Here is a 16,820-nt window from a genome sequence, read left to right as displayed (position 1 = left end):
CTCCCCGGCCATCCCATCGCCATGAAAAGCGAGTTGGGCCCCTCCGCCGGATCATGGAAATCCGGCACCCGAAAGCCAGACCCGGAAATGGGTTTCGAAAAGGAAACCGCGCCTTGTCTCCCTCGCCCGGTCTCGTCTACGGTCATCGTCGACTCGGGACGGAACGCCTCATCCTGCCGCCGTCCCGCACAGAGCCGACCGACTACTCACTCACGGCAGGAGCGGGGGAACCAGGTAAGTCGCCGGTACCGCAAGGGACCGGCTAGGGGTGAATCCGCGCCTTCGGGTGCGGTAGGGCATCTCCAGCCCGAATCCGACAGCTCACCTCGCAGGCGACGGAGAGGAACTCAATATGTCTGCCCAGGTAAAGCTGTCCCGTTTCGGAACCCGCTCGCTCACCAGGGGTCTTGTCGCGCTCGGCGCGGCCGGCGCCGTGCTGGCGCTCCCGCTGGCCGGTGCCGCCACGGCCCACGCCGCCCCCGCCGCCACGACGGCGACCCAGGCCACGACGTACCCCGACAACCTCGACGGCTGGATCAGGGAAGCGCTGTCCGTCATGGCCGATCACGGAATTCCCGGCAGCTATGAGGGAATTCACCGGAACATCATGCGCGAGTCCTCCGGAAACCCGCTGGCGATCAACAACTGGGACTCCAACGCCGTGGCCGGAACGCCGTCCAAGGGCCTTCTCCAGGTGATTGACCCGACCTTCCGGGCCTACCACGTTCCGGGTACGTCCACCGACAGCTACGACCCGGTCGCCAATATCGCCGCAGCCTGCAACTACGCGGCCGACCGGTACGGATCGATCGACAATGTCTTCGGGCCGTACTGACACTGCCTGAACTCCATACGCGAGAACGCCCCCGGGATCCCGGGGGCGTTCTCGCGTATGGAGGCCGATATGCCCCCGCACCCTGCGACAGCAGACGGAAGACAGGACGGAGGAGGAGACCGGGAGCGGAAGGACCCGCGAACCCGGCGGGGTCGGGCGTCCACAGGATCGGGGTAACTGCCGCCAACGAGAGGCGTGTTGACAATGTCAACACGCCTCTCTACGTTGTGGGCCGGTTCTTTCCTGCTTCCGTTGAGCAGCCGTGCGGGGCTTGTTCCGGGGGCATGTCATGCGACACAGGGGGGTGTGAGTCATGGGTGAAGCCACGGCGGACGGGCGGGGTGCTCCCGGGCTCGGGGGAGGCGTTGCGCGAGCTGTACGCGGATCTGCGCCGGGAGGCCGTACGGGGGGTTGTCTCCGAACTCACCTTCCGGGCACGGGCCCAGGCCATCGGGTTGGGGGAAGCCGAACAGATACGGCTGCGGGCCGAGCTCGCTCACCGGCACTCCGGCCGTCCTGCTCACCCGGTCCCGGCTGCTGTGCCAGTCCCTCGCGCCCCTGGTACGGGCGCTGGGCACCGAGGACGCGGGGGTGACGGTGGCGACGGCGCACTCCTGGCTCGCCCGCTGGTACGGGGAGGTCGCCCCGAGAACCGACGACGGCTGGTACGACTGGCCGGCGTTCTACGAACGGGCGGCCCTTCGCGAGGCGCCCGGCGCGCTGAGTCTGGTCGTGGACGAGGGCCAGGATCTGCCGCCCGCCTTCTACCGGCTGTGCCGGCTGCTCGGGGCGGAGGTGACCGTGTTCGCCGACGAGTGCCAGCGGCTCACCGACACCCGGTCGACCCTGGGGGAGATCGAACGGGGTCTCGGCGCCTGCGCCCGGCACGGCCTCGGCGGAAACCACCGCAACACCCGTCAGATCGCCGAGCTGGCCGCCCGCTTCCACACGGGCGCCATATCTCCCGCGCTGCCCGGGCGGATCGGGCCGCGTCCCCGGCTGCACCGGCTGACCGGCCCCGGGGCCGTGACCGATCTGCTGGTCTCCCTGGCGCGGGAGAGGCCGGGAGACAGCATCGGGGTCGTCGTCAACTCGACCCGTACGCAGTTCGAGCTCATCACCCTGCTGGAGCGGCGGGCTCCGGAGCTGAGGCCGCAGATGTACACCGCCCAGGCCGCCCACGGCAGATACCGCACGCTTGATCTGTCCCGCCCCGGCCCGGTCGTCGTCCACCGGGCCGGCGCCAAGGGGCTCGGCTTCGACACGGTCGTCGTCCCCGACACGGAGACGGACGCGGCGGCGGACCCCACCTCCGCGTCGCTGCGGATGGCGTACTACGTCCTGACCACCCGCGCCCGCCGCAACCTCCACCTGGCCTTCACGGGCACGACGGAGCCACCGACACTGGCGGACATCCCGGGGGACGTCCTGGTCCGGGGGTGAGGCGGGGGGGGGTTCGGCCCGGGGTGAGGGGTGGGGCCGGGCGGCGGCGGTCAGCCGGTGGTGGCCCGTTCGGGGGCCGGGCGGGCGCTGTCGGGTGCCGCGGCCGGCAGGGGCTCCGGTACGGCTCCGGGGGCGGGGGTTCCGAGGGCTCCGGGGTCTGGGGCTCCGGGGGCTCCGGAATCCGGTTCCTTCAGGAAGAAGGTGAGGACCAGGCCGATGAGATAGACGGAGGCGAGGACCCAGACCGTGCCCTCGATGCCGAGCGGGCCGACCAGACCCGCGACGGCCGAGCCGGCGAACTGGCTGAGCCCGGCACCCAGGTTGAGGATGGCGACCGCGGCGGCGACATGACGCGGGGCGAGCAGCGGCATGATCGCGGACAGGGGGACGAACGCCCCCAGCGCCAGGCCGTAGACGACGGCGACGGCCAGGGTGACTCCGAAGCTGGGGCCGACCGCCTCGGGCACGTAGTAGAGGGCCAGCACGGTCACGAAACAGCCGAGCCCGCCCGCCCAGGCGACCGTGTTGACGCCCCCGATCCAGTCGGCCACATAGCCGGACAGCAGATTGGCGGCGACGTTGGCGAGGAGCATCGTGCCCCAGATGGTCTGCCACTGGGCGGTGGAGAAGCCGATGTCGTTGACCATATGGGTCGTCAGGAACACGACGAAGGCATAGAAGGACAGCGTGTTGATCAGCCGGACCACGCCACCGACGCCCACCCGGGGGTGGGTCTTGACGATGGTGAGCGCGTTGAGCATCCTCGCCACCGACTCCTTCGTCGACGCCGGGGGGCCGGTGACCGCACGGGCACGGACGAGGAAGGCGATCAGAGCGCCGCCCGCGGCGACGAAGACGAGCGAGAGCCAGAGGGTGGCCATCTCGCCGATCAGGGGGATGACCGCGCCGGCGAAGTAGGAACTGATGACGCCGAGGCCCATGGTGGAGGCGAACCAGTACCAGCTGACGGCACGGCTGAGCTTGTTCTCCGGGGTCTCCATGGCGATCCAGACCAGGAAGCCGTACGCGAAGAAGGGGTACCCCAGTCCGCGGACTCCGAAGGTGAGGAGCATCAGCGGATAGTTCCCCGCGGCCACGCCGACGGTCAGGAACAGAACCTCGAAGACGGCCCAGATCCCGAGGCCCAGCAGCATGACCCGGCGGGGGCCCCATGCCTCGGCGAGGGCGCCGGAGAGCCAGGCGGCGACGGCGACCACCAGGCCGTACACCGTCCACAGCAGGGCGACCTCACTGCCGGAGAAGCCGCGTGACTCCAGGTAGGGGGAGAGGAAGCCGACTTCGATGCCGTCGCCGACCATGAAGAGCATGACGGCGAGATAGCCGAAGGCGAGCGGCCGGACGATCCCCTGCCGTTCGAGGAATCCGGGGCGGGGCGCGGCGGCTTCGCCCGTGGGAGGGGGCGGGGTGGTCATGTGTCCTCCGGCGTACACAGCGGATGCGTGAACATCTGATCAATAATCGAACCAAAGTGCATGTAATATGAGTGGCCACCCCTCGGCTGTCAAGCCTCGGCCGGGTACCCGGCCACACGTCGGCGCGCGGTGGCCCGGGAGCCCTGGGAGGGCCGCCCCCGCCCCCTTGACCGGCGGACGGACCCGGGGGCAGGATCCGAACGGAGGATCAATGGAGAGAACAAATGGTCAGAAGCAACCGCCCCTGGGCAAGATCGCGCGGCTGTACTACGAGCACGGTCTGACCCACCAGGAGATCGCCGACCTGTGCGGGCTCTCCCGGATCAAGGTCACCCGGCTCCTGGCGGAGGCCCGGCGGGTCGGCATCGTGGAGATCACGGTGCACAGCGACGACCATCTGTTCGTGGGCCTGGAGTCGGCCCTCGCGGACGCCTACCCGCTGCGCCAGGCGTGGGTGGGCCCGGCGTTCGAGGACGGGACCCGGGCCCTCCACTCGCTGGGGGCGGTGGCCGCCGAGTGCGTCGGGACCTTCCTGGAGGACGGCACGACCGTCGCCGTGGGCCTGTCGGGGTCGGTCGCCGCGATTCCCGGGCATCTGCGCCGGCCCGCGGCCCGCGATCTGAGCTTCGTTCCGCTCACCGGCAGCCGGGGCGGCGTCTCCCGGGCGGGCGGCTCCCTCGAACTGGCCCTCGCCTTTGCCGCCGCCGTGGACGGGCACGCCTATCAGCTGCCCGCGCCCCTGCTGGCGCGCAATCCCCAGGCGGCGCGGGTGTGGCGCGAGGACCCCGCCGTCCAGGAGACGCTGGAGCGCGCCGTATCGGCGGATGTGCTGATCGCGGGCATCGGCGGTACGGGGGTGGACGCCGGTCTGCTCGTCCAGAGCCTCAGCCCCGCCGAACTGGACGGTATCCGCGGGCGGGGAGCGGTCGGCGACATCTCCGGCCGCTTCTTCGACGCGGACGGCGCCGCGGTGCCCGGCGAGGTGGACGAGCGCCTCATCGGCCCGGGCCTCGGTCAACTGCGGGCGGTACCCGTCCGTATCGGGGTGGCCCGCGGCGCCTCCAAGCGGCAGGCCCTGGAGGTCGCGCTGCGCCAGGGCCTGATCAACGTTCTGGTGACCGATGTCACCACCGCCGAGGAACTGCTGGCGAGCGCCGGCACAAGCACCTCTTGAGCACCGTCATGAGCATGCACGCATGGCACATACGGGCATGCGAGCACGCGGACGTTCAGGTATTCGGACGAAAGGACACGATGTGAAGCCGGTTCATACCCGGGAGGACCTGTACGAACGGCTGGCCGAGGTCGGCCGGACCGCCGTGGAACGCGGACTGGTCCTCGCCAGCGGGGGAAACCTCTCGGCCCGGCTGCCCGGCGCCGACGAGTTCGTCGTCACGGGCGCGAGCACCTGGCTGGACCGTCTGGAGCCCGCCGACTTCACCATGATGAACCTGGCCGGTGAGCGGACCGGCGGCGCGGCCAAGCCGTCCAGCGAGTGGAAGCTCCACCAGCGCACCTACCAGGTCCGCCCCGACGTCAACTGCGTGGTCCACCTCCACCCCCAGCACGCGGTCCTCCTCGACGCGGTCGGGGAACGCATCCGGCTGATCACCCTCGACCACGCCCATTACGTACGGTCCGTCGGCACCGTCCCCTACCACCCCAACGGCTCGGACGAACTCGCCGACGCCTCAGCCGAGCAGGCCCGCGACCACAACTGCATGGTCCTCTCCCACCACGGCTGCTCCTCCCTCGGCGAGACCATCGGCATGGCCTTCCGCCGCGCCATGAACCTGGAGGAGGCGGCGGTGGCAACGTACCGCGCCCTCACCCTGGGCAATACGACGGCGACGTTCCCCCCGGAGGCCCTGGCCTCCCTCCACCACGCCTGACCGTCCCACCGCACGAACACGCGTGGGTGGGCACCCTGTGGGGACGGGGTGCCCACCCACGGCCACGCCTCGCCAGCCGCCCGACCGAACCCGGGCAGCACTAACCAGCCCCACCCGGGCAGCCTGGGGGGATACCCACCTCCAGCCCGCACGAACAGACCCAGGCAGCACTAACCAGCCCGACCTGGGCAGCCCGGTGGAAGCCCATCTCCGGCCCGCACGCACGAACCCTGGCGGCAACAACCAGCCCCGCCAAGACGGACCGGGCCCCGGGAAACCCAGAACAGCCCCACCCGGGCAGCGAAAATCAGCCCCGCCGGCGTTTGAGGCGCGGGGGCCCGGGGGCAGCGCCCCCGCAAGTGCCCGCACCACCACAGGGGCACCCACACCAAACCGGCCCGGCCCAGGGCAACGGAGCCGACCGGAGATCGCCCAACCCCGAGGGCAACGGGCCCCCGGGGCAACGGTGCCCAGACCCGGCCCCGCACCGGAACCTCGCACCGGAACCCCTCAGCCCCCCGTCCGCACCTCCCCGTTGGCCACCGCCTCCACCCGATCCCCCGCCACCCACGCCCGCAGTGCCCGCTCCGCGATCCGGGAGTGCTCGGTGATGACGTCGTCGGACGCCCCTCCGATATGCGGGGTGAGCGTCACATTGTCGAGCCGGAACAGTTCGGAGTCCGCCGGCGGCGGCTCGGTCCAGAAGACATCGAGACCCGCACCGGCGATCCGCCTCTCCCTCAGCGCGGCCATCAGCGCCTCCTCCTCGACGACGGCCGCCCGCCCGGCGTTGACGAGGTAGGCGTCGGGACGCATCAGAGCGATCTGCGGGGCACCGATGAGCCCCACGGTCGAGTCGTTGAGCGGCACATGCACGGTGACGACGTCGGCACGGCCCATGAGGTCGTCGAGGCCGACGATCTCGGCGTCGTCACCGAGCGCGCCGGGCTCCAGGAAGGGGTCGTACACCAGCACCTTCATGCCGAAGGCGAGCGCCCGGCGCATCACCCGGCGCCCGATCGCGCCTCCCCCGACGACGCCGAGCGTCCGCCCGCCCAGACCGATCCCGCGGAAGCGGGCGTACGGCTCGAAGACGTCGTCGGCGCTCCAGTTCCCGGCCCGCATCCACTGCTCGGACGCGCCGGTGTGACGGACCGTGGACAGGATCAGCGTGAAGGCGAGATCGGCGGTGATCTCGGCGTTGCGCGCCGGAGTGGTGGCCACCGGTATGCCGCGGCGGGTACAGGCGGCCAGATCGACGTTGACCGGGCTGGCCCGGCAGGTGACCACGAACTTCAGGGCGGGGGCGGCGTCCAGGGCCGCCTGATCGACCTGATCCACCTCGCAGACCACCGCGTCGGCCACCGCGAGCCGGTCCACGACCCCGGGCCTCGCGAGGGTGGAGCCCTCCATGGAGGGCTCCACGACCTCGACGTCGAACAGGTCGGCCAGCCGGGCGGCGGCGGCCGGGTCGAACGGCGCGGTGATGAGCAGCCGCGTACGGGACGACGCACTGGTCACAGGGACTCCATTCCATCGGCGCCGGGCGCCGACTGTGAGCTGTCGAAAACGCCGGAGGTACCCGCGGCGTCGGAAGTACCGGAGGAACCGGAACCGGCGGACGTACCGGAACCGGAACCGGCGGACGTACCGGAACCGGAACCGGAACCGTTACGGGACGCGGGCCCCGCGGAAGCGCCAGAAGCGGCGGACGCCGAACCCCCGGTCATCGACCGCAGTTCACGCAGCGCCGGCCAGACGGGCCGCAGCGCGTCCCTGGCGGCGGCGAAGGCACGGGCCTGTCCGTCGTGCAGATCCCGTACGGCTGGTTCGGGCGCGAAGGTGTCCACGGAACCGGCCAGGGCGGTGAGCGCCGTACCGAGATCACCGGTCACCCCGCCCGTCACCATGGCGAGCGCGGCCACTCCGCGGGCCCCCAGCTCGGGGGCGCCGGAGCGGGCCACCGGCCGCCCGGTGATGTCGGCGAGCACCTGGCACATCAGATCCGAGGAGGCCGAACCGCCCGCGATCCGCAGAACGCGCCCGTCCGCCGGTTCCCCGAGGCATTCACGCACGGTGAACGCGATTCCCTCGTAGACGGCGCGCAGCAGCTGTCCCGGGGTCGTACGGACGCTCATGCCGACCCAGGAGGCGGAGGCCGTACGGTCGACGAACGGGGCCCGTTCGCCGTTGGGCGAGCCGTACGGGAGATAGAGGACTCCACCGGCGCCCGGCCCGGCGTCCCGCGCCTGCCGCTCCACCTCCGCCCAGTCGCCGGACTGCTGTCCGGTCACCGAGCGGACCCAGTCGAGGTTGGGCGCGCCCGCCATCGGGGCCAGGCATTCGAGGACCGGCCCGCCCGGCCCGGTGGCCAGCGTGATCAGCCCCTCGGCGGCGCTGCCTCCGCTCTCCTGACGGACCGTCGCGGCGAAGGCCGTGGTGCCGACGATGAGATAGGCGTCACCGGGCCGCACGGCGCCCAGCCCGACTCCCGCGGCGGCGGCGTCGACCAGCCCGGCGGCCACCGGAACGCCCACGGGCAGACCGGTGGCGTCCGCGGCCTCGGCTCCGACCGTACCGGCCGCCGACTCCGGCGGGCGTACGGGCGCGAGCAGCCGCCGGAAGCGCTGATGGCCCAGCGCCTCGGTCAAGGCGTCGGAGTAGGTCCCGGTGGACACGTCCAGATAGGTACGGGAGGCCTCGGACGCGTCGGTGGCGACCTCACCCGTCAGCCGGAAGCGGATCCAGTCCTTGCAGTTCAGCTGATGGACGGCCCGCGCCAGCCGTTCGGGACGGTCCTCCTCCAGTTGTTCCAGGAGCACCGGCAGGGCCCCGGGGAACAGGGACGAGCCGGTGACACCCCGTACGAGGGCACCGCGGCCGTCCCGTTCCCACTCGGCGACCCGGGCGGCGGCCGAGCCGTCCATCCAGATGGCCGCGGGGCCGCACGGCCGGCCACCGGCGTCCACCAGCCACGCCCCGTCGCCCTGACCGGTCACTCCGACCGCCGCGATCTCCACGCCGTCACCGGCCTGCCGCAGGGCCGAACGCACGGTGTCGCAGACCGCGGACCACACCTCGTCCATGTCCTGCTCCACCCGGTCACCGTGGTGGGCGACCCGCAACGGCACCCGCGCCCGGCCGAGCTGCTCCCCGTCAGGGGCGAGGACGACGGCTTTGACCGCGGTCGTGCCGGCGTCGATGCCGACCACTGCCTGCCGAGTCACTGAGGAACCTCCACAACCGATCTCCTGAACATTGGTTCATCGAACGATCCAAAGTGCAGCAACCTAGGCGCGCGCATCGCCGCAGTCAACCGGCTCGATGGGGGGCCGACCCGCGGGTACGCCGGGCCCGCGCGGCCTGCCGGAGGGGATTCGGCGATACGGGGAACCGAGAGGGACGGACCGAAAGGCCAGGAGGTCGGAGGTCATGGACCCGGAAACGCGGGAAGCGCCACAGACGCAGGAGGGATCCCGGGCGCGGGGCTCACGGCGCGGGGCTCACGGCGTGTGACGCCTGGCGCGGGGCTCATGGCGCGGCGCCGTGATCTACCGGGCGCCTCCCGGAGCCGGCGCGGGGGCCCGTACGCAGAAGGGGGCGCGTACACAGCACACGGCAGCCGTACGGACGACCGTACGCCGCCCACGGCACCGGAACACACGGAAGGCCGGGGCGGCTCCGCCCCGGCCCTGCCCCCGCACCCCGTCAGCCGTACCCGCGCCTCCGCATGTACGCCACCTCCGGGCCCACGCGCACCGCCAGGCGCCCGACCCGGCGCTCACGGGTACACACACCACGCTCCCCCGCACACACCACACTCGCGTCCGGGCACCGGACCTCACGCGATGGGCACCGGCGGCACCCGCGCACCCCGGCGCCGGGCTCAGGCGGCGGCCAGGCTCCAGCTCACCGGCGCACCCTCGGCGCGGTGGGCCTCGCCGCGCATCTCCAGCAGCCTGAAATGGGCCAGCGTCTCCGCCAGCGCGAAGCGGCGGTTGGTGGGGCTGAACGAGTCCCAGGGGCGGGACCAGGAGAGCTGCCCGGCCAGTGTCCACGCGGTGACGCCGGGGCCGTCCCCGAGCAGGGAGTGGAGCTCCTTCAGCCGCTGGGCGTGATGTTCGGCCATCACCGCGACCCGCCGGGACAGTCCGCGGAAGCGGTACTCGTGGGCGGGCAGAACCTCGTCCACGGACAGCCGGTCCAGCCGCTCCAGCGACAAGAGGAAGTCGGACAGCGGATCCCCCTGCCCCTGACGCACCACCGCGATCTGCGGGGTGATGCGCGGCAGCACATGGTCCCCGGAGAACAGCAGCCGCTGCCCCTCCTCGTAGAAGCAGGTGTGCCCGGGGGTGTGACCCGGCGTCCATACGGCCCGAAGCTCCCGGCCGCCCGCGGGGATCGTCATTCCGTCCTCCAGCAGGAGGTCCGGCATCGGCGGGCGGAGGTGCCGTTCCAGCTCCAGACCGCCGGCCGCCGAACGCGCCATGCCCTCCGGAGCCCCGTGCCGGCGGAGGTGATCGCCGATGGCCCCCGCCCACAACTCGACGCTGTCCGGTATGGACTTCAGCTCCGCCGCGTCCAGGGAGTGCATCGCCACCCGCGCGTCGGACGCCTCCCGGATCCGGCCCGCGAGCCCGAAATGGTCACCGTGGTAATGGGTCACGAGGACGGTCCGTACCTCTGCCACGCTGTAGCCGAACGAGGTGATGCCCCGGGTCAGCGCCAGCCAGGACTCCTCCGCGTCCCACCCGGCGTCGACGAGCACCAGACCGTCGGCCGCTTCGAGGGCGTACACCAGGACGTAGCGCAGCGGATTGTCGGGGATGGGCACGGGGATCGACCACAGCCCGTCGGCCACTCGTTCCACCGGCGGCAGGACACCGTCCTGCCACGCCTGCCACTGCTCGCGGCCGGTGATCTCGATGCTCACGGGGCTCCTCTCGTCAGGACTCGCACCGACGGGCGTGTCCGCCGCTCACAGTCCCCACTCCTACTTCCAAGCAAAGATCGGCTGTTTACTTTTTCGCCTACGATTGAGACATGTCAAGCTTCTCATGACGACAAAAAGGAACTTACCCCGATCCACGACAACGAAATACCGGCGAACAGTTATTTACTCAGAGGAGTCGCCACTCTGGTCGTCGCGCTCGTCGCCACTCTGGTCGTCCCTGCCGCCGTCCCCGTCGCCGCGCCCCTTGCTGTCCCCCGTGCCGCCCCCCGCGCTGTCCCTCTTCCCGGCCACCCCGCCCCCGGAAGGCGGCCGACCGTGCTCCAGTCCGCTCTGGGCCAGATCGAAGAACGCCTGCGCGGCCGGGGACAGCGGGTCCCCGCGGTGCAGGAGGTAACAGGCGCGGGGAACCGTGAAGTCGAGCGGTCTCACGATCGCTCCCAGCCGCTCGGCGGCCCGCGCCTCGGATTCGGGGAGCAGCGTGGCCCCGACTCCGGCCAGGACGAGCGGAATGATGGCGTCACGGTGCGCGGTCTCCACGACGACGCTGAGCGGGGGGAGTTCGCGGTCGGCCAGTTCGGCGGCGAACCAGGCGCGCAGCCCGGCCTGTTGGGCGAGCCCCATCAGCACCGGGCGTCCGACGAGTTCCGCGAGCCCCAGCCGCCCGTCGGGGAGCGGCCCCGTGCCCGGCGGGAACACGGCGAACGACTCGCTGAGCGGCAGTCGCACCGAGCGGTACTTGGGGTAGGCCGCCGCATGGGTGTGCAGCAGCAGTTCCGCCTCGCCCCGGCGCAGACGGTCGAGTCCGTCCTCGTCGGGTGCGGCGTCGTGGACGCGCAGCCGGACGCCGGGGTAGCGCGCGCTGAACCGGGTGATCAGGGGCACCGCCGGGTCGACCCCGAGCGCGGGTCCGACCGCGAGATCCAGCACACCGGTGGTGAGGCGGTCGACCTGCTCGACGGCGGCCCGTACACCGTCGAAGGCGCGCAGTGTCCGCCGGGCGGGGCCGACCAGGGCACGGCCCGCGGGGGTCAGGGTCAGGGTGCGGCCGCGCTCGATGAGGGGGGTGCGCAGCTCCCGTTCCAGCTCCTTGATCGCCTGGGAGACCGAGGGCTGGGACAGATGCATACGCCGCGCTGCCTCGGAGATGCTGCCGGCCTCGACGACCGCGATGAAGTAGGCCAGATGGCGACGATCCACAGGCAACACCTATCACAGGCCGGGGCGTCTCAAGGGTGCGCTGATACCGCGTCCGGTCCATCCGACCCCGGTCGCCCCGGCGGGCCGGACGCGCGCGAAGGGGCCCGCGCCACCGGGGCCGGCAGGTCGGGAAGGAGGGCGAGCGGGCCGGGCGCCCGCGCGGATGCCCGCCCGCGGAACCCATCCCATAGGGGTTAACTATGCATGCTATAGACAACTCAAGGATTTACTGATGCCGCTGTGCGGCATAGCGTGCCGGTGGACGGGTTGCGCGGGACCGGGCGCGTTGCACAGGGCCCGGTCCGCAGCCATCGCTGCCCGAGAGGAGCCGGGGAATCGAGGACGGACATGCAAGGTGTGCAGCGGGCGCTGTCCCTGCTGGAGTTGGTCTCCGAACACCAGCCGGTCGGTGTCGGTGATCTGTCCCGGTCCTCGGGACTGCCGAAGTCGACCGTGCAGCGCACTCTCGGTGCGCTGGCCGACGCGGGCTGGATCCGTCCCGTCGGTGCCGAGTACACCCGCTGGGAGCTGACCTTACGGATGCTGGAACTCGGCAGGCGAGCCGCCCGGCAGGGCGATCTGCGCGAAGCCGCGCTCGGCCCGATGCGGGAACTGCGCGATCTCACGGACGAGACCGCGACCCTCCAGGTCCCGGACGGGCAGCACCGCATGGTGCTGATCGAGCGGGTGGACTCCCAGCAGCCGGTACGTACGTTCAACCGGCTGGGCGCCGTCTCCCCGATGCCCGTGACCTCGGCCCGGCTCGCCCTGCTCGCGCTGCTTCCCGAGGAGGAGGTGGACCGGGTGCTCGCGGTGCCCGTACCCCGGCTGACCCGGCTGACCGTGGTGGAACCCGCGGCGATCCGGGCCGCGATCGAACAGGCACGGGCCGACGGTTACGCGGTGAACGTGGGCCAGAACCGGCCCGGCGTCTGCGCGGTGGGCGCGGCCGTCGTGGACAAGTCGGGGGTGCCGGTCGCCGGAGTGGGCGTCTCGGTTCCGGAGAGCAGGTTCGACCGGGGCCGGGTGCCCTGGTGGGGCAGCCGGGTCCGCGCCACGGCCCAGGAGATCAGCGCGGCGCTCACGGACTGACCCCGGCCCGGCTCCCCCGGCTCCGGGAGTTCCCGTACGCCCCCCGTACGCACCTGAGACAACCGCCCCCTACGCCCCCGACTCCACCGGCTCCACGCATCCCACCTCGCCGACTCCACCGAACCGCCCCCGGGCCGCCCGAACCCGCGGACCCGGCACCTGCCTCCCGTACACCGCCCGTACACCGCCCCGACTTCGACTCCGCCTACGGCTCCGGCCCGGCTCCGGCTCCGGCTCCGGCGAGTGACCTCCCAACGGCCTCCGGATCACCCCCCGGAGCCTCCGACCCCACTGACACCCGACCGAACACCCCGGCAATCACCCGCACCCAGGCCCCCCTACCGACCGCCACCACGACTCCGGCGGCCATGACATCCCGACCCCAGCGGAACCACGCGCCGTCCGCAGGCGCGATGACCCGGCCCTTTCGGGCGGACAAGGAATCCTCCGGTGACCACAGGCAATGACACCCCGGCGACCGTCCCGTTCCTCACCGAGGACCGGCTCGCGATACAGGCGATGGCACGGGAGTTTGTCGCCAGGGAGGTCCTGCCCGTGGCGAACGAGCTGGACCCGGTGGCGGGCGAGATCCCGATGGAACTGCGCCACAAAATGGCCGAGCTGGGCTTCTTCGGCATCCTCATTCCCGAGGAGTACGGCGGACTCGGCCTCGGTGTCTCGGAGTACGCCCTCGTGGTCGAGGAACTGGCCCGCGGCTGGATGAGCGTGGCCAGTCTGATCGCCAGGGGGCAGCAGTTCGCCCACGGTTTCGACGCCGACCAGCGCGCCGCGTATCTGCCGAGGATGGCGCGCGGCGAGTTCCTGAGCGCCTTCGCCCTGTCCGAGGCGGAGGCGGGTTCGGATGTGGCGAACCTCCGCTGCCGGGCGGAACCGGAGGCGGACGGCGGCTGGCGTATCACCGGGCAGAAGATGTGGTGCACCTTCGCCGACGGTTCCGACTACCTCCAGGTCTTCGCCCGCACCCGCCCCCTCGATCCCGAGCACCGGTCCCGCGGCATCACCTGCTTCCTGATGCCCAAGGAGCGCGGCACGCTGCCCGCCGGTGTGACCGGTACGCCCGTCCGCAAGATCGGCTACCACGGCTGGAAGACCTGGGAGCTGTCCTTCGAGAACGCGCGGGTGGAGCCGGGAATGATCGTCGGCGAGGAGGGCCAGGGGTTCCGGGTCGCGATGGGCGACCTGGTCATCGCCCGTATCCACACCGCCGCGCGGGCCATCGGCCTCGCCCGGGGGGGGCGCTGGAGGACTCGATCGCGTATGCCGCCCAGCGCGTGCAGTTCGGCCGGCCGATCGCCGACAAGCAGGCCATCCGTTTCAAGATCGCGGACATGGCGACCCGGATCGAGGCGTCCCGCGCGCTGCTGCACCGTATCTGCACCGACTACGACGCCGGGCAGCCGTCCAATCTCCAGGCGTCCATGGTCAAACTGCACGCCACGGAGATGGCCGAACACGTCACCAGCGAAGGCATCCAGATCCACGGCGGTGCGGGGTACACCACGGACTTCGCCGTCGAGCGGCACTGGCGCGACGCACGGCTCACCAAGATCTTCGAAGGCACCTCCGAGATCCAGCTCAAGATCATCTCTGACACGCTGCTCGGTCGCTGACACGGACCCCGGCCCGGTTCGCCGGCCGGGCCTCGGACGGTACGGAAGCCCGCTCCCGGGATCGGCCCGGCGGCAGCGCCTCGGACCGGACCGGGGCCGTATCCCGCGCGCGGAAAGGCCCCACCGCGAACCGGTCCGGACACCGGAATTCGAGCCGGGCCCGAGGCCGCACCTGCGAGCGACGACAGGGCCGGCGGAACGGTCACCCGGCTCCCGCGGACCGGCGCCGGCCCGGACCCTCACAGCAGTGGCCACCACCGCCACGGCCACCAGGGGCAGCCACCACAGCGGCGCCTTCCGCACCGAAGGGAACTACCACGGACGGCACGCACCACAGGAACGGCAACCGCCACCACGACAAGGAGTCACCTCATGGGAAGTCTGGACGGCCGTGTGGCCGTGGTCACCGGCGCGGGCCGGGGACTGGGCCGCGAACACGCCCTGCTCCTCGCCGCCGAAGGCGCCAAGGTCGTCGTCAACGACCCGGGAGTCGCCGGTGACGGCCGCAACACCGACGAGTCCCCCGCCCACCAGGTCGTCGCGGAAATCCGTGCCGCCGGAGGCGAGGCCGTCGCCGACACCGGGCCGGCCGACGACTTCGCCGCGGCCAAGAACATGATCGACCTGGCCGTCGCGACCTTCGGCGACCTTCACATCCTGGTCAACAACGCGGGCATCCTGCGGGACGCCACCATCTGCAAGATGACGGAGGACGACTGGGACGCGGTCGTCTCGGTCCATATGAAGGGCCACTTCGCCCCGTTGCACCACGCCGCCAACCACTGGCGGGCTCGGACCAGGGCGGGCCACACCGTACGCGCCAGCGTGATCAACACCTCCTCCACCTCCGGTCTGCGCGGCAACCCCGGACAGTTCAACTACGCCGCCGCCAAGGCCGGGATCGCCGCCATGACCCTCGTCGCCGCCCGCGAACTGGAGCGCTACGGCGTCCGCGTCAACGCCATCGCCCCCGTCGCCCGTACCCGTATGACCCTGTCCACGCCCGGTCTCGGCGACAAGATCACCCACTCCGGCCCCGGCTTCGATCCCTTCGACCCCGCCAACGTCTCCCCGGTCGTCGCCTACCTCGCCGACGTTGCCCTACACAGCGATCGAGTCGCATCTCCCAATTGGCGGTCGAGTCGTCGCGGGGCTCCGGGCGGCCAAGCCTTTCCAGCCATCTCACGGCGCAGCCATGCCAGCCATACCCAGAGCCCCTGGGTCCCGCTGATCTTACGAGTGACCAGTTCGAACCCACGACAAGAAAGTAGGGCAGTCATGTACACCACCCGGATCGGCTTCTCGAAGCCCGACTCGATCAATATCTACGGCTACGACCTGTGCTCGGAGGTCATCGGCCACACAAGCCTGGCCGACCTGGTCTTCCTCGGCGCGCAGGGCCGGATGCCGAGCGGGAACGAGTCGAAGATGCTCAACGCGCTGATGGTCGGTGTCGCCGAGCACGGATTCACCCCCAGCTCGCTGGCCACCCGGCTCACCTGGCTGGGTGCTCCGGAGGCCACCCAGGCGGCCGTCGCGGCGGGGCTCCTCGGGGCGGGCAGCGTCTACCTCGGTGCGAGTGAGCACACGGCCCGGATGCTCCAGGAAGCCACCGCCGACGCGGCCGACAAGCGCAATGCCGCCCCCGCCCTCGGCCCTGACACCGACCAGCAGCAGGACCAGGGCCCGGATCTGGACCTGGGGGCGACGGCGCGCGGAATCCTCGACACCTACGAGAAGTCCGGCGAGAAGGTGCCCGGCTTCGGCCACCCCACCCATCGCCCGCGCGACCCCCGCACCGCCCGCTTCTACGAACTCGCCGAGGAGTACGGGGTGCTCGGCGTCCACGGCCGTCTGCTCCAGGCCGTACACGCGGAGCTGGAACGCCGCCGGGGCAAGATGATCACCCTCAACGGCGCGGGTGCCTTCGGCGCCCTTCTCTCCGACATCGGTTTCACCTGGCAGTTGGTCCGGCCCGTCGTCACCGCCGCACGCGCCGTCGGCCTGGTCGGGCACATCGCCGAGGAAGCCGAACGCGGCACCGCGCGGAGCATGGCCCAGCAGTTGTACGTCCAGGTCGAGCGCGACACGGACTACCGGCCGCAGCGCTGATCCCGGCTCAGCGAACCCATACGTCCGGACCCCGTACATCCGGACCTCGCGCTTCCGGGAATCCGTGCTTCCGGACCTCGCGCACACTCCGCCTCCACCACACCCGGCTCCCCCACCGACGAAAGGCACACACCAGATGACCCTCGATCGTCTCCGTCCGCGTCGTTCCTGTCTGGCGGTCCCCGGCTCCAACCCCCGCTTCCTGGAGAAAGCCCAGAGCCTGCCCGCCGA

The 16,820-nt window shown here is 71.5% G+C and carries 12 protein-coding genes, 1 pseudogene and 1 riboswitch; of the genes and pseudogenes, 8 read left to right on the top strand and 5 right to left on the bottom strand.

Going from position 1 to position 16,820, the window contains the following annotated elements:
- Positions 1-189 precede the first annotated feature (189 nt).
- Positions 190-348, top strand: a riboswitch (cyclic di-AMP (ydaO/yuaA leader).
- A 4-nt stretch (positions 349-352) separates the two neighbouring features.
- A complete protein-coding gene (locus ACIBCM_RS22345; protein ID WP_399245788.1) occupies positions 353-835 on the top strand; it encodes a transglycosylase SLT domain-containing protein in 483 nt (160 codons plus the stop codon).
- A gap of 411 nt (positions 836-1,246) precedes the next feature.
- A complete protein-coding gene (locus ACIBCM_RS22340; RefSeq protein ID WP_399245786.1) occupies positions 1,247-2,278 on the top strand; it encodes a DNA helicase in 1,032 nt (343 codons plus the stop codon).
- Positions 2,279-2,328: 50 nt separating this feature from the next.
- Here the strand turns inward: ACIBCM_RS22340 and ACIBCM_RS22335 are convergent, their stop codons facing one another.
- The gene (locus ACIBCM_RS22335; protein WP_399245784.1) at positions 2,329-3,711 is read right to left on the bottom strand and encodes an MFS transporter; all 1,383 of its coding nucleotides are present in this window, start codon (positions 3,709-3,711) and stop codon (positions 2,329-2,331) included.
- Positions 3,712-3,922: 211 nt separating this feature from the next.
- Between ACIBCM_RS22335 and ACIBCM_RS22330 the strand changes: the two genes are divergently transcribed.
- Together ACIBCM_RS22330 and ACIBCM_RS22325 are read left to right on the top strand one after the other, a co-directional pair.
- Positions 3,923-4,885: a sugar-binding transcriptional regulator gene (locus ACIBCM_RS22330; protein WP_399245781.1), complete on the top strand. Its 963-nt coding sequence runs from the start codon at positions 3,923-3,925 to the stop codon at positions 4,883-4,885.
- 82 nt (positions 4,886-4,967) lie between these two features.
- Entirely contained in the window at positions 4,968-5,603 is a 636-nt protein-coding gene (locus ACIBCM_RS22325) for a class II aldolase/adducin family protein (RefSeq protein ID WP_399245779.1), read from the top strand.
- Between the two features lie 510 nt (positions 5,604-6,113).
- Here ACIBCM_RS22325 and ACIBCM_RS22320 read toward each other — a convergent pair.
- From ACIBCM_RS22320 to ACIBCM_RS22305, 4 genes are all read right to left on the bottom strand, one after another.
- Positions 6,114-7,124, bottom strand: coding sequence for an NAD(P)-dependent oxidoreductase (locus ACIBCM_RS22320; RefSeq protein ID WP_399245777.1), 1,011 nt, complete (start codon positions 7,122-7,124; stop codon positions 6,114-6,116).
- Complete coding sequence (locus ACIBCM_RS22315) at positions 7,121-8,830, bottom strand: FGGY family carbohydrate kinase (RefSeq protein ID WP_399245776.1); 1,710 nt, start codon at positions 8,828-8,830, stop codon at positions 7,121-7,123. Before ACIBCM_RS22315 ends, ACIBCM_RS22320 begins: the two co-directional genes overlap by 4 nt.
- A 659-nt stretch (positions 8,831-9,489) precedes the next feature.
- Positions 9,490-10,536 (bottom strand): MBL fold metallo-hydrolase, encoded by a 1,047-nt coding sequence (locus ACIBCM_RS22310; RefSeq protein ID WP_399245775.1) that lies wholly within the window; start codon positions 10,534-10,536, stop codon positions 9,490-9,492.
- A gap of 183 nt (positions 10,537-10,719) precedes the next feature.
- The gene (locus ACIBCM_RS22305; RefSeq protein WP_399245773.1) at positions 10,720-11,754 is read right to left on the bottom strand and encodes a LysR family transcriptional regulator; all 1,035 of its coding nucleotides are present in this window, start codon (positions 11,752-11,754) and stop codon (positions 10,720-10,722) included.
- Between the two features lie 348 nt (positions 11,755-12,102).
- Here ACIBCM_RS22305 and ACIBCM_RS22300 point away from each other — a divergent pair, with 348 nt between their 5' ends.
- The 4 genes and pseudogenes from ACIBCM_RS22300 (at position 12,103) to ACIBCM_RS22285 (ending at position 16,589) form a co-directional block, all read left to right on the top strand.
- The gene (locus tag ACIBCM_RS22300; protein WP_399245771.1) at positions 12,103-12,846 is read left to right on the top strand and encodes an IclR family transcriptional regulator; all 744 of its coding nucleotides are present in this window, start codon (positions 12,103-12,105) and stop codon (positions 12,844-12,846) included.
- A gap of 450 nt (positions 12,847-13,296) precedes the next feature.
- Positions 13,297-13,920, top strand: a pseudogene (locus tag ACIBCM_RS22295) (acyl-CoA dehydrogenase family protein); the annotation flags it as partial.
- 185 nt (positions 13,921-14,105) lie between these two features.
- Positions 14,106-14,477, top strand: coding sequence for an acyl-CoA dehydrogenase family protein (locus ACIBCM_RS22290; RefSeq protein ID WP_399246080.1), 372 nt, complete (start codon positions 14,106-14,108; stop codon positions 14,475-14,477).
- Between the two features lie 372 nt (positions 14,478-14,849).
- Positions 14,850-16,589, top strand: a complete 1,740-nt coding sequence (locus tag ACIBCM_RS22285) for a citryl-CoA lyase (protein WP_399245769.1) — start codon at positions 14,850-14,852, stop codon at positions 16,587-16,589.
- Positions 16,590-16,820: the final 231 nt, after the last annotated feature.

It is taken from the genome of Streptomyces sp. NPDC051018, assembly GCF_044456085.1.
Lineage (GTDB): Bacteria > Actinomycetota > Actinomycetes > Streptomycetales > Streptomycetaceae > Streptomyces.
Note: the sequence above shows the minus strand (reverse complement) of the source record. Positions and strands in the feature narration are given on the sequence as shown.

Bases quoted from the DNA above. Each gene is read 5' to 3' on its own strand.
- ACIBCM_RS22285 (WP_399245769.1), top strand. From the start codon at position 14,850: ATGGGAAGTCTGGACGGCCGTGTGGCCGTGGTCACCGGCGCGGGCCGG.
- ACIBCM_RS22330 (WP_399245781.1), top strand. From the start codon at position 3,923: ATGGAGAGAACAAATGGTCAGAAGCAACCGCCCCTGGGCAAGATCGCG.
- ACIBCM_RS22335 (WP_399245784.1), bottom strand. From the start codon at position 3,711: ATGACCACCCCGCCCCCTCCCACGGGCGAAGCCGCCGCGCCCCGCCCC.
- ACIBCM_RS22345 (WP_399245788.1), top strand. From the start codon at position 353: ATGTCTGCCCAGGTAAAGCTGTCCCGTTTCGGAACCCGCTCGCTCACC.
- ACIBCM_RS22300 (WP_399245771.1), top strand. From the start codon at position 12,103: ATGCAAGGTGTGCAGCGGGCGCTGTCCCTGCTGGAGTTGGTCTCCGAA.